This window comes from Endozoicomonas sp. ALC013 (assembly GCF_049310205.1).
GTDB lineage: Bacteria > Pseudomonadota > Gammaproteobacteria > Pseudomonadales > Endozoicomonadaceae > Endozoicomonas.
Window position 1 is genome coordinate 1 of sequence record NZ_JBLYNS010000032.1, and the last position, 13,127, is coordinate 13,127.

Sequence of the window (13,127 nt, forward strand, 5' to 3'; positions counted from 1 at the left end):
CTGCTTCCGGATCAGGAGCCAATGGCGGCACGCAAGCAGTGGCTCCAGGGGCATCTGAAAACCGCTGGTGAACTGGTGCTGGATGCCGGTGCTGTCCGGGTACTGAAGGAGCAGGGTAAAAGCCTGTTGCCGGTAGGGGTAAAGGCGCTGAGAGGCCGCTTCCAGCGTGGTGAGATGGTTACCTGCCTGGATGAAAACGGCAATGAAGTGGCTCGTGGGTTGATCAATTACGGTGCCAGTGAAGCGGAACGCATTATTGGCAAGCCCAGTCATCAGATTAAGGCGTTACTTGGCTATCAGCGAGAGCCTGAGTTGCTGCATCGGGATAATATGGTGCTTGCGTCTTGATCGTATAGATACAAAAAAACCGGCAAAGGCCGGTTTTTTTGTATCCTGACAACGCGCAGTGGTTGTCTGTCTCAGCGAGGCTCAGGCAGTTGCCAGGGCCTTGATCTGAGCGTTCAGACGGCTCTTGTGACGAGCAGCCTTGTTCTTGTGGATGATGCCCTTGTCGGCCATGCGGTCGATCACAGGTACCGCTGCAGTGAAGGCAGCTTTAGCGGCTTCAACGTCTCTGGTGTCGATCGCCTTGATCACCTTCTTGATAGAAGTGCGAACCATGGAACGCAGGCTGGCGTTGTGCTGACGACGGTTTTCAGCCTGACGGGCGCGCTTGCGTGCAGAAGGAGAGTTTGCCATTTCGGTGCTCCTGGAAATTCAATTTCGTTCGGGTTGTCTCAGGGCGGCTTTGGGGCACCCTGCATGGAATAGGTTGTTTGCCGCAGTTACTGGCAATGGCCCGGGTAAGACATTGTCAGCCCATATCCCACTTTCATTTAGCTCAGGGCTGTATCCAGCTCAGGGCTATACCTGGCTCAAGGCTGTATCTGGCTCAAGGCTATTTAGCCGCCGAACTATGCCGACTCAGGCCGGTCTTGTCAATACGGCATACTGCCTGCAGGGCTTTAAATCTACCGGACTGTGGTGTTTTTTGACGGTCCGGGAGGTGACACTGTTTTTGGGCAAAACCGGCGATTTTCACAATATATGTGGCAATCGCAATTACCTTGGATATGATTGGCTGTTTATTCTTATGCTTTTACATTCAATTGCACCATGAGTGATTCCGATAACAGCCCGCCAGCCAATCAGCCTGAACCGAAAAAATCCGGATTGCTGAGATCCAGCCTGGTGGTGGGGATAATGACCATGCTTTCCCGGGTACTGGGTCTGGCCAGGGATGTGGTGGTTGCTGGCTACTTTGGTTCGACAGCCTCAGCGGATGCCTTTTTTGTGGCGTTCAAAATCCCGAATTTTCTTCGTCGCCTGTTTGCTGAAGGGGCGTTTTCTCAGGCTTTTGTGCCGGTGCTGTCGGAATATCGTTCTAAACGAAGCTTTGACGATGTGCGCGAACTGGTCAGTCGCGTAAGTGGAACCCTGGCGGGGATATTGCTGCTGGTGACGGTTGTGGGTGTTCTGGCGGCTCCGATATTGATCCGGCTGTTTGCGCCTGGCTTTATCAATGAACCGGCAAAACTGGCGCTTGCCGGTGACATGCTGCGGATCACCTTTCCCTACCTGCTGTTGATTTCACTAACAGCTCTGTCGGGCTCAATCCTGAATACCTATGGACGCTTTGCGGTACCGGCATTTACTCCCGTGTTGCTGAATCTGAGTTTGATTGGTTCAACACTTCTGCTAACACCCTATTTTGATCAGCCGGTGATGGCACTGGCCTGGGGCGTAGCGATTGCGGGCATTTCCCAGCTGTTACTGCAGATGCCCTTTCTTTTGCAGATTCGCCTTCTGCCCATGCCCAAATGGGGCGTTCAGCATGAGGGCAGCCGTAGAATCATGACACTGATGGTGCCGGCGCTGTTTGGGGTTTCTGTCAGTCAGATCAACCTGCTGCTGGATACGGTGCTGGCCTCTTTCCTGCAAACCGGCAGTGTCTCCTGGCTGTATTACTCTGACCGCTTATCCGAGCTGCCACTGGGCGTGTTTGGTATCGCCATTGCCACGGTGATTCTGCCCAGCCTCTCCACCAAACACGCAGAAGCAGACGGTGGGCATTTCTCCAGAACACTGGATTGGGCTATTCGTCTGGTACTGCTGATTGGTGTGCCGGCGGCCGTTGCGCTGTTCATTCTGGCCGGGCCATTAATCGCGACCCTGTTTGACTATGGCGAGATGACGGACCGTGATGTGTTGATGTCCGCCATGAGTTTGCAGGCCTACTCCCTTGGTTTGATTGCTTTTATGTTGATCAAAGTGCTGGCACCGGGTTATTTTGCCCGCCAGGACACCAAAACACCGGTAAAAATTGCCATTATCGCGATGGTTGCGAATATGGTGTTTAACCTGATTCTGGTATTCCCCCTGCAACATGCCGGGCTGGCACTGGCCACAACTCTGTCGGCTTTTCTGAATGCGGGCTTGCTGTATCGTGGTTTGCAACGGTCCGGGGTTTATCAGCCTGCCAGTGGCTGGCTGGTTTATTTCGCCCGGCTGGTGGTTGCTAACCTGGCGATGGCGGCAACGCTGATCTGGCTGGCCAAAGATATTGAACAATGGCTGGCCTGGTCACTATGGGAGCGAGTATCCCAGACTGGCCTGCTGGTCCTGTCCGGATTGGCGGTTTACATCGGTGTGCTTTTACTCAGTGGTGTCAGGCCCGGGCAATTCAGGCATTAACTGTTTTTCCATAATTTTCCCGGCTGCTTTTCCCTACTCAGTGACCCTTGGAACCTGCTGGGGTATACTGCCCGGCTTCATCGTCAACATTTTTTCAACAATGGTTGAATACAGGAAGTAAGGGAGTCCGAGCCCCTCCATGCAGTTGATCCGCGGGTTGCACAATATCAGGCCAGAACATCAGAGATGCGTGGCCACCATCGGTAATTTTGATGGTGTGCATGTGGGCCACAGAACCATTCTTGAGGCCCTGAAACAACAGGCGTTTGAGCTGGACGCCAGGGTATGCGTTATCACCTTTGAGCCCCAGCCCAGAGAGTATTTTCAGGTGGATGCTGCACCCGCGAGGCTGTCCAGCCTGCGGGAGAAGCTGGCGCTACTGGCGGAAAATCATGTGGATCAGGTACTCTGTCTGCCGTTCAATGACCGGCTGCGCAGCCTCAGTGCTGATGATTTTGTCTTCCGGGCGCTGGTTGAAGGTCTGGATATTCGCTACCTGATTGTGGGTGATGACTTTCGCTACGGCTGTGACCGCAAAGGCGATTTTACCCATCTGGAACTGATGGGTGAGCGCTACGGTTTTGAAGTCTGTGATACCCAGACCGTATTGATGCAGCAGGGGCGTATCAGCAGTACCCGCATTCGTGATGCGCTGGCGGAAAATAAGTTTGCCGAAGCGGAACATATGCTGGGCAGACCATTTACCATGATTGGCCGGGTAGTAAAGGGGCAGCAGTTGGGCAGAACCCTGGGCTTCCCCACGGCGAACATCAGGGTATGTCGTCGACGTCTGCCTTTGCGGGGCGTGTTTGCTGTTCGTACACTGGTGGATGGCCATCGTTTTAATGCGGTTGCCAACCTGGGCGTCAGGCCATCGGTATCCGGCGTTAAACCGCTGCTTGAAGTCCATATGCTCGACTTCAAGGGAGATCTGTATGATCAGACCCTGCGGGTAGAGTTTGTTGAAAAGATCAGGGATGAACAGAAATTTGAATCGCTTGAAGCCTTGCGGGCAGCGATTGCCAATGATATTGAAACAGCCCGCAAGCTTTTTTAAATAACCCGCAAGCTTTTTAAATAAATAGCTGTGATGAATAGTCCGTAGAGGTTCCGGTAAACAACTATGTCCGACTACAAGCATACATTGAATTTGCCGCAGACCGATTTTCCGATGCGCGGCAACTTGGCCCAGCGTGAGCCACAAATGCTCAAGCGCTGGTATGACATGGATCTCTACGAAGAAATTCGCAAGATCAGCCAGGGACGGGAAAAGTTTATTCTCCATGATGGCCCTCCCTATGCCAATGGTGATATCCACATCGGCCATGCCGTTAACAAGATCCTGAAGGATATTATCGTTAAAGCCAAAACACTTGATGGCTATGATGCCCCTTACGTTCCCGGCTGGGATTGCCATGGTCTGCCGATTGAGCATAAGGTCGAAGGTATGCTCGGCAAGGCCGGGGATAAAGTGGATTTCAAAACCTTCCGCAAAAAGTGCCGTGAATACGCCGCCAAGCAGGTGGATGGCCAGCGTGAAGACTTCAAGCGCATGGGGGTGTTTGGCGACTGGGATAAGCCATACCTGACCATGAATTTCCAGACTGAAGCTGACATCATCCGTTCTCTGGGCAAAATTGCTGCCAATGGTCATCTGGTTAAAGGCTATAAGCCGGTTTACTGGAGTGTTGTCGGTGGCTCTGCCCTGGCGGAAGCAGAAGTTGAGTATCAGGATAAAACCTCTACCCAGATTGACGTGCGTTATGCAGCGCTTGATGAAGCTGATCTATTAAGTGCGTTTACTTTTGAATCCCCAAAAGGGCAGGGTGAAGGTGAGGTAGCCGTCGTTATCTGGACGACAACACCATGGACTCTGCCATCCTCCCAGGCGGTCAGCATGGGCGGCGATCTGGATTACGCCCTGGTGCAGTGCCAGGTGAATGGTGAACCTGCCCGTCTGGTTCTGGCTGAAGCCCTGGTGGCCAGTGCCATGCAGCGTTATGGCATTGAAGACTGCACGATCATTGCCCGGGCAAAGGGCGCAGCGTTTGAACACAAGAAAGTTGCCCATCCATTCTATGACCGGGAACTGCCGCTGATACTGGGTGACCACGTCACCATTGACGCAGGTACCGGTAATGTTCATACGGCACCTGACCACGGTGTTGATGACTTTAATGTGGGGCGTCAATACGGCATCGGTACCCTGAACTATCTGGACGACAGTGGTTATTACCGTGCCAACGTAGAACTGTTTGCCGGTGAGCACGTTTACAAGGTTGACCCGAAAGTGGTTGAGGTTCTGGTTGAGAAAGGCCGACTGCTGGCTCAGGAGAAATTGACGCACAGCTACCCTCACTGCTGGCGTACCAAAACACCACTGATTTTCCGTGCCACGCCCCAGTGGTTTATCAGCATGACCAAAGAACACCTGCTGGATACCGCCATGGATTCCCTGAAAGGTGTCGTGTTTACCCCTGAGTGGGGCCGTAACCGGATGGAAGCCATGCTGGGCCAGAGCCCGGACTGGTGTATCTCCCGTCAGCGTACCTGGGGTGTGCCGATTGCGCTGTTTATCCACAAAGAGACCGAAGAGCTGCATCCGGAAACTCAGGCACTGATTGAACAAGTCGCACTGAAAGTTGAACAGGAGGGGATGGACGCCTGGTTTGATCTGGAACCTGCGGATATGCTTTGCGCTGAAGATGCTGAGCACTATGTGAAAGTGACCGATACGCTGGATGTCTGGTTTGATTCCGGTGTTACTCACTATTCGGTGATCGAGCGACGTGATGGGCTGCAATTCCCCGCAGACCTCTATCTGGAGGGTTCTGACCAGCACCGTGGCTGGTTCCAGTCGTCCCTGAAAACCAGTATTGCCATGCATGGCGTGCCGCCCTACAAAGGCCTGCTGACCCATGGCTTTACCGTGGATGCCAATGGCCGGAAGATGTCCAAGTCGCTGGGTAATGTGATTGCTCCCCAGAAGGTCTTCAAGTCTCTGGGGGCGGATATTCTGCGTCTCTGGGTCTCTGCCACAGACTACACCTCAGAAATGACCGTTTCTGATGATATCCTCAAGCGCACGGCAGACAGCTATCGTCGTATTCGTAATACCGCACGCTTCCTGTTGTCCAACCTGACCGGTTTCAACCCAGAAACCGATGCGGTTGCCTGGGAGGATATGCTGTCACTGGATAAGTGGGCTGTGGATCGTACCCTGAGACTGCAAAATGAAGTGGTGGATGCGTACAACAGCTACAACTTCCTTTCGGTCTACCAGAAAGTTCACAATTTCTGCTCACTGGATCTGGGTGGTTTCTATCTGGATATCATCAAGGACCGTCAGTACACCACTGCACAGGACAGTCTGGCCCGTCGCAGCTGTCAAACGGCGATGTACCGTATCATCGAGGCCTTTGTCCGCTGGATGGCACCCATCACCAGCTTTACCGCCGACGAAATCTGGGAAGCGATGCCCGGGCAGCCTGGTGCATCGGTTTTCCTGGAAACCTGGTACGAGGGGCTGAACAGTCTGGAAGGTGATGAACTTGGCCGTGAGTTCTGGAATACGATTCTGGACGTGAAGACGGCAGTGAACAAAGCCCTCGAAGATGCCCGTGTGGCTGGAACCATCGGTGGCTCTCTGGAAGCGGAAGTGACTCTGTTTGCCGATGAGGCGCTGACAGAAAAACTGAACCGTCTGGGTAATGAGTTGCGGTTTGTGCTGATTACCTCTGCAGCTACCGTTAAGCCTCTGGCTGATGCGGGTGATGCTGCGGCAACTGAACTGGCAGGACTCAAAGTGCTGGTTGAGAAGGCCGGACACAAGAAGTGCGAGCGTTGCTGGCATCGCCGTGAAGATGTTGGCACCATTGCCGAACATCCGGAGCTTTGCGGCCGCTGTGTTGCAAACGTAGAAGGCAGTGGCGAACAGCGGCAATTTGCCTGATTTTCGTTTTTGCCATAAAAAATACCCGGTCAGCACCGGGTATTTTTTTGGACAGTAGTCTACTTTATGACCTGTTGTTCAACGCTGGGGTGTTGTAACTTGTTAAATTCTTATGGATTTCGGTAATTCGCACTATCCCCCGGCGGTTCAAGACACTTAGTATTGACAGGACTCACTGAATAATATGGACTTTTTAGCAGGAACCGGCCATGCAGAGTAATACTTCAGGAAAGCTTCACTGGCTCTGGCTCAGTGCCATCGTGTTCGGCTTTGACCAACTGGTAAAATGGTGGGTTATTGAGGAGTTTTCCCTTTACCAGCAATTACCGGTATTGCCCTTCTTTTCCCTGACCCTTGCTTACAATACCGGGGCTGCTTTCAGTTTTCTCAGTGATGCGTCCGGTTGGCAGCGCTGGTTTCTCAGTGGTGTCGCTATTATTGTCAGCATCATGCTGGTGGGGTGGTTGAAGCAGCTTCGCTCAGGAGAAAACTGGCAGGCCTGCTCTCTGTCATTAATACTGGGCGGTGCGTTGGGGAATTTGATTGATCGGTTGTTGCATGGGCATGTCACCGACTTTCTGTTGTTTTACTACAAAAACTGTTATTTTCCGGCATTCAATCTGGCGGATACAGCCATTACGGTGGGGGCCGCCATGTTGATTCTGGATATGTTCCGGAGTAATCCTTCGGTGGAAAGTAGCAGCAACGATAAATAGAAGAGCAGGAGCGAGTCACGGTGTCAGCAGTAATTGAGGAAGGCAGCAAGGTCACTCTGCATTTTTCCCTGAAGCTGGATGATGGGAGTGTGGTGGACAGCACACCAGCGGAGAAACCGGCATCCCTGATCATCGGTGATGGTAATCTCCCGGAAGGATTTGAAGAAACGCTGTATGGCCTGGCGTCAGGTGAAGACCGGGTGTCCCGGATTCCTCCGGAAAAAGCGTTTGGTATGCCGAATCCCAATAATCTCCAGCGTATCCCCAGGGGCAGTTTTGCCAGTGGGGTTGAGCTGGAGGAAGGGCTGGTGATGTCCTTTTCTGACGCGGCCAACAGTGAGCTTCCCGGCGTGGTCAGAAATTTTGATGATGAAATGGTTGAAGTTGACTTCAATCACCCTCTGGCAGGTCGGCACCTGACCTTTGAGGTACAGATTCTGGATGTAGAGACGCCTTGAGCGATAACCAGAGCCATAAAGCAGTGACAGAAAAGGTTGGTGACTCCCCTATGAAAATCAAACTGGCTAATCCCCGTGGCTTTTGTGCAGGTGTGGACCGTGCCATTGAGATCGTCAACCGGGCGCTTGATGTTTTCGGTCCTCCTATTTATGTCCGTCATGAGGTGGTCCACAACAAGTTTGTGGTGGAAAACCTGAAAGAGCGTGGGGCAATCTTTGTCGATGAGCTGGATCAGGTACCGGATGACGTCATCGTTATTTTCAGTGCCCACGGTGTTTCTCGGGCTGTAGAGGATGAGGCGCAACGTCGGGGCCTGAAAGTGTTTGATGCCTCCTGCCCGCTGGTAAAAAAAGTTCACATGGAAGTGGTGCGCTATTCCCGGGATGGTATGGAGTGTGTACTGATTGGTCACCATGGGCACCCTGAAGTGGAAGGCACCATGGGGCAGTACGACTCACGAAACGGTGGTGCTATGTATCTGGTTGAGAACGAAGACGATGTTCGTGCTCTTGAGGTAGCAGATCCTGCCAGACTGGCCTATGTCACCCAGACAACCCTTTCCATGGATGACACTGCCAAAGTGATTGAAGCCCTGCGTCTCAAGTTCCCTGAGATACACGGACCAAGGAAAGACGATATTTGCTATGCCACGCAGAACCGGCAGGATGCGGTAAAAATTCTGGCGGGACAGTGTGACCTGGTGTTGGTGGTCGGCTCAGTGAACAGCTCAAACTCCAACCGACTGCGTGAACTGGCCGAGCGCTCGGGCGCTGAAGCACATCTGGTGGATAATGCCGACGATGTCAAACCGGGATGGCTGGTTGACAAAGCATCCATTGGTATCACAGCAGGCGCTTCGGCACCGGATATTCTGGTTCAGGGCGTTATCACGCGGTTAAAAGAACTGGGTGCAGAATTACCGGAAGAGTTGGCTGGTAAAGAAGAGAATATTGTCTTTACCATGCCTAAAGAGCTGCGTTTGAAAGCGGTTTCTGATTAGCCTTTTTCTTAAACCGCGTTTGCATTTTTCCAGGATTCCAAGGAGCACGAGGGCCTATAATGATTAACGCAGAAAGAGAACCGGATCTGGAGTCAGCCAATCCTGAAAAAATGAACCAGTGGCTTGTATACTCGCCGAGAGCAAAAGCACATACGGCGATTGGAGGTCACAGGCCACCATAATCACTCATAAAACTAAGTACTTTTGTCCCCGGGAATCTCAGGGCATTCCGGGCTTTTTTGACCAACGGAAATAACCCTTGCATGGTCATACCAATGCACATCCGGGTTCATCCATGTAGCCTGAATTAAAGGAAATAATGTGTCATGCTCCGGTATTTCCTCCAGGTACGGTTCGACCTGGCTGAAAGAAAGGTACATAAAACGACCATAAGCATTATCACCCCCCTGAACCCGTTTATACGATATTTCTGCATCTACATTAATCAGACCGGCCTCAGTCATCATATCTGCCAGCAGATATCCCTGATCAAAGTCAACATGTTTTGACATTCTGCGATATACATTCACCACATAATCGGGAAGTTTCGTATTGATTTTGGCAAGCTGGCGGAACCGGTTTAAATTTTCAGCATCAACAAAGTCCTCAATGACCAGATACCCCCCCGGCTTCAGTGATCTGGCCAGTTTGGCGATGAGTGCATGATTGTCATTATGGGGCAGATGCATGACCACGAGTCGGATAAAAACCAGGTCAAACTTGTTGACGCCGGGATCGTAACTGGTGATGTCTTCATGAATAACTTCAATCTGAGGGGCAATTGCCGCCACTTCATCAAGAAAGTGATCATCAATATCCAGTGCGATGACTTTTCCGTTCTCTCCTGTAGATTCCGCGAGGAATTGACTCATTGACCCCAGGCCCGGACCTACCTCCAGGAAATGACCACCCGTCTTCATATAAGGTTTCAAACTGGCCTGGGACTGAGAATCAAGAATCTGTTGCATGGCTTCCAGTCGATGTCTACTCATACCCAACTTATTGGAAAATGCGTAATCCCCTTCTGGTACCATTGGTTTCTCAAATGCTTCAGATTCAGCATAAGAATACATAGACAATAAAACCAGGAAAATAAAAGTGAACCTTATAAAGATGTTTCCAGTTATTCTCATAGTTAACACCTGCAAGCAATGGGTGAGACCACAAGAATAGATGCCGAATATACTTTATCCACTTATATTTACAGATCAGTTTTCTAATATATTCGATCAGTGGTAATCAAACGCGATGAGCTGTTTGGCTTAATAAAATGACACTTCCGGTTTCCAGCAGTGCTTATGGGGCTTTTGGTGTCACAGTGAACCATTGGTCAAAGGAAAAAGCCATTAATAAGATAAACGTAACCACTTTATATCTGCAAGTTTAATAATGGAGTGACAAAGGCGGCTTTTTATCACCTGACATCCTCCTGGTGACAACTTTTGGTGACCAGGTAGCAAAATATTGGGTGAGACTGAGTGTCAGGGATTGGGCAATGAAGTACAAGGTTGAGCATTGTTTTTCAGCACATCATTCTGCCAGCTCTCATACAAGGTATGAGAGCAATTGCTGTTTTTTGCCCGGTCATCCTCCCCATCAATGGTTTAACCCTTCGAAAGCAATGGGGGTTTCTCTGATTGAGTTGCTGGTTTCTTTGTCCATTGCGGCTATTTTGATCGCAGCGTCTGCACCGAGCATGAAAACCCTTATCGTCAATAACCGGATCGATAATGTGGCTGATGAACTGTATGGCAGTTTGATGCTGGCCAGATCTGAGGCTGTCAAACGACAACGAACCGTTTCATTGTGTAGCACTGTGGATGACCTGACCTGCGATGAAAGTAACGCTGGCTGGCATCACGGCTGGCTTATTTTTACGGATGAACGTGATGATGGCCTGTTGAACGACAGTGATCAGGTTATTCGTCGTGTTGCAGGGCAGTCAGAGCTTATCTCAATCCTGTGGAATCGTGGTTACCGCCTTCGCTTCAATAGCCGTGGCCAGACCAGTCAGGCAGGCACTTTTCAGGTTTGTGACCAGGACAGTAACAGTGATGCCAAAGCAATTATCATCAGCATGACAGGCCGTCTCCGGACGGAGGAGCGGGGCGCATGCGGCTGAAGGATGTTCATAGCAAAAGCCCTGAGAAAAAGAACCGGGGCGCAGGGTTGATAGAAGTATTGATCAGCCTGCTGGTGATCACGATCGGCATTCTTGGTATGGCAGGGGTGCACAGCAGCAGTTTGCAGTATAACCAGTCAGCCTATGTGCAATCACAGGCTACCTTTTTAGCGACGGATATGCTGGATCGTATTCAGGCCAACAACAGCCTGGCCAGAAGCGGTAACAGTTATCATGCAGGTTTGAATGATCTTGAATACAGCCAATGCATTGACAGCGGCTACCCCGACAGCTGCGAAGCTGGAAGCTGTAGTCCTCAGGAAATGGCGGCCTACGATATTCTGCAATGGAAGTTTCAGCTGACCTGCCAGATTCCGGGAAGCAAGGGTTCAATTACCTACCAGGACAGTGAGGGTGTTCGAACGTATATCATTCGTCTCAGTTTCCCGGATATGGGCAACAGGGTCCCCCTGAGTGATGTGGTATTAAGGGGGATACTATGAAGCGGATTGAGAAAGGATTCTCACTGGTTGAAATGATGATTGCCCTGGTCCTTGGTCTGATTCTTTTTACCGGGGTTGGCCATCTGGTGCTGGCATCCAGCCGATCGTGGGTATTGCAGGATGAGCTGGCACGGGTTCAGGAAAATGGTCGGCTGGCCCTGGATATTCTGGGGCAAAGTATCAGTACTGCGGGATATACCGGCTGTCCTGCCCAGGCAAAGCTGGCGAATTTAGTCTATTCCAACAATGATAATCGTCAGTGGATGATGCATTTTGATAAAGGCGTTCTGGGCATTCCTGCCGGTAACAGTGTTGAGCAGCAGCTGGACAGCAATGCTATCTCGGAAGCCATTATTATTCACAGTGTTGATAGCAATCAGTCCACCCTGGTCAGTGGCCATAATACTGGCACTGCTTCGGCAACACTGGCACAAAGCCGTAGCCATGATGAAGGTGATCTTCTGGCGCTGATTTCATCAGACTGTGGGCAGGTTTCCATTTTCCGGGCAGGGGCGGCAACAACCAATAGTGTGGTGACGCATCCGGCAGCAGGCAGTAGCAGCCTTTACAACTGTATCAGTCAGTTACAGGGTAACTTCAGTTGTCATGGCAGTACTATTGGTTCCGGCAATATCAGTCACCAGGGATCACGAATGGCACCTTTGCAGTCTTATGCCTTCTATCTGAGGGAGAGCAATAACGTACCGACACTGTACCGAAAGCTGGCGGGTGAATACGCCAGTGGCAATAGCATCAATACAGAAGCGCTGGTTGAAGGCATTGAAGGGCTGAGTATTCGTTATGGGCTGGACAGTGATAATGACGGGGTTGTCAACCGGTATATGACCGCTGGTGAAGTAACACCTTACAGCGATGAGTGGCGGCAGATTATTACAGTCAAGCTTGAACTGCTGGTTCGGAGTTTCACTGAAGTGGCTCCGGAAGCTCAGGCCTATTTCTTTGCTGGCCAGCAAGTGCTGCCCGATGACCTATACGTTCGCCGGAGCTTTATGAAAACCATTAAGCTCAGGAATCGGGGGCTGTGATGGGAATCATTTTAACTGCCGCAGGCATCAGACAACATATTGAGTTTTTCAGGAGAAGCCGTTTATTGCATCCGGAAACAGGTGAGAGAGGAAGTATATTGCTGGTCAGCCTGGTGATGTTGCTGGTTATGACGGTTGCTGGTTTGACCTCTGTAAAAATGGCAACGCTTGAAGAGAAGATGAGTGGTAATTATCAGGATCAGCAGATGGCATTTTATGCGGCAGAGGCGGCGTTAAAAGAGGCGGAAAATTTTATTGCTGACAATGCGCTGGCCTTATCAGGCTTTGGCGTGAATTGTGACAATGGGTACTGTTTTGCCGGAAGCGATATTGACGATATTGGCAGCTGTGACCCAGGTGTTTCCGAGCCTTGGTTAACGGGTACCTTGTGGAGTGCGAGTGATCGGCACAGAGTGACGACAGTTACCATCAGCGGTATATCAGCCCGGGCCAAATACATTATTGAGTTTCGCTGCTATATCGCCAAAGAGGCATCAGGGCCTTTACCAGATCCGGCCAACCGTGGGGACTGGGCCAGGTTCTATCGGATTACCGCCCTGGCTAGGGGCGGTTCAGGCGATTCGCAGGTAATGCTTCAATCGTCGTATAAAAAAAGCAATTGATGTTGAGTTAGG

General features: G+C 51.1%; 13 protein-coding genes. 11 read left to right on the forward strand and 2 right to left on the reverse strand.

The window, feature by feature from the left end; translation table 11 throughout:
- Nucleotides 1–348, forward strand: a 348-nt coding sequence (locus ACO6V1_RS08410; protein WP_422466490.1) for a PUA domain-containing protein, incomplete at its 5' end; no start/stop codon positions are given.
- Between the two features lie 81 nt (nucleotides 349–429).
- Here the strand turns inward: ACO6V1_RS08410 and rpsT are convergent.
- Entirely contained in the window at nucleotides 430–699 is a 270-nt protein-coding gene (gene rpsT / locus ACO6V1_RS08415) for a 30S ribosomal protein S20 (RefSeq protein ID WP_101748329.1), read from the reverse strand.
- Nucleotides 700–1,116: 417 nt separating this feature from the next.
- Between rpsT and murJ the strand changes: the two genes are divergently transcribed.
- The 6 genes from murJ to ispH all read left to right on the forward strand — a co-directional run bounded on the left by murJ (nucleotide 1,117) and on the right by ispH (nucleotide 8,821).
- Nucleotides 1,117–2,694: a murein biosynthesis integral membrane protein MurJ gene (murJ, locus tag ACO6V1_RS08420; protein ID WP_422466492.1), complete on the forward strand. Its 1,578-nt coding sequence runs from the start codon at nucleotides 1,117–1,119 to the stop codon at nucleotides 2,692–2,694.
- A gap of 139 nt (nucleotides 2,695–2,833) precedes the next feature.
- Nucleotides 2,834–3,751, forward strand: a complete 918-nt coding sequence (gene ribF, locus ACO6V1_RS08425; RefSeq protein WP_422466494.1) for a bifunctional riboflavin kinase/FAD synthetase — start codon at nucleotides 2,834–2,836, stop codon at nucleotides 3,749–3,751.
- Between the two features lie 66 nt (nucleotides 3,752–3,817).
- Complete coding sequence (gene ileS, locus ACO6V1_RS08430) at nucleotides 3,818–6,646, forward strand: isoleucine--tRNA ligase (protein ID WP_422466496.1); 2,829 nt, start codon at nucleotides 3,818–3,820, stop codon at nucleotides 6,644–6,646.
- Between the two features lie 209 nt (nucleotides 6,647–6,855).
- On the forward strand, nucleotides 6,856–7,362 hold the full coding sequence (lspA, locus tag ACO6V1_RS08435) for a signal peptidase II (RefSeq protein WP_422466498.1): 507 nt from the start codon (nucleotides 6,856–6,858) through the stop codon (nucleotides 7,360–7,362).
- A 20-nt stretch (nucleotides 7,363–7,382) separates the two neighbouring features.
- Nucleotides 7,383–7,820, forward strand: a complete 438-nt coding sequence (fkpB, locus tag ACO6V1_RS08440; RefSeq protein ID WP_422446857.1) for an FKBP-type peptidyl-prolyl cis-trans isomerase — start codon at nucleotides 7,383–7,385, stop codon at nucleotides 7,818–7,820.
- A 50-nt stretch (nucleotides 7,821–7,870) separates the two neighbouring features.
- Nucleotides 7,871–8,821 (forward strand): 4-hydroxy-3-methylbut-2-enyl diphosphate reductase, encoded by a 951-nt coding sequence (gene ispH, locus ACO6V1_RS08445; protein ID WP_422447925.1) that lies wholly within the window; start codon nucleotides 7,871–7,873, stop codon nucleotides 8,819–8,821.
- Between the two features lie 194 nt (nucleotides 8,822–9,015).
- Here ispH and ACO6V1_RS08450 read toward each other — a convergent pair whose 3' ends face one another.
- Nucleotides 9,016–9,813, reverse strand: coding sequence for a class I SAM-dependent methyltransferase (locus ACO6V1_RS08450; RefSeq protein ID WP_422466500.1), 798 nt, complete (start codon nucleotides 9,811–9,813; stop codon nucleotides 9,016–9,018).
- A 503-nt stretch (nucleotides 9,814–10,316) separates the two neighbouring features.
- On the opposite strand from ACO6V1_RS08450, the gene ACO6V1_RS08455 reads away from it, so the two are divergent.
- From ACO6V1_RS08455 to ACO6V1_RS08470, 4 genes are read left to right on the forward strand one after another with little or no spacing between them, the layout of a single operon-like run.
- Nucleotides 10,317–10,943, forward strand: a complete 627-nt coding sequence (locus ACO6V1_RS08455) for a GspH/FimT family pseudopilin (protein ID WP_422462831.1) — start codon at nucleotides 10,317–10,319, stop codon at nucleotides 10,941–10,943.
- A complete protein-coding gene (gene pilV, locus ACO6V1_RS08460; protein ID WP_422462833.1) occupies nucleotides 10,934–11,446 on the forward strand; it encodes a type IV pilus modification protein PilV in 513 nt (170 codons plus the stop codon). The genes ACO6V1_RS08455 and pilV overlap by 10 nt, the downstream gene beginning before the upstream one ends.
- Nucleotides 11,443–12,492 (forward strand): PilW family protein, encoded by a 1,050-nt coding sequence (locus tag ACO6V1_RS08465; RefSeq protein WP_422466501.1) that lies wholly within the window; start codon nucleotides 11,443–11,445, stop codon nucleotides 12,490–12,492. The genes pilV and ACO6V1_RS08465 overlap by 4 nt, the downstream gene beginning before the upstream one ends.
- Nucleotides 12,492–13,115, forward strand: coding sequence for a pilus assembly PilX family protein (locus ACO6V1_RS08470; RefSeq protein WP_422466515.1), 624 nt, complete (start codon nucleotides 12,492–12,494; stop codon nucleotides 13,113–13,115). Before ACO6V1_RS08465 ends, ACO6V1_RS08470 begins: the two co-directional genes overlap by 1 nt.
- Nucleotides 13,116–13,127 lie beyond the last annotated feature (12 nt).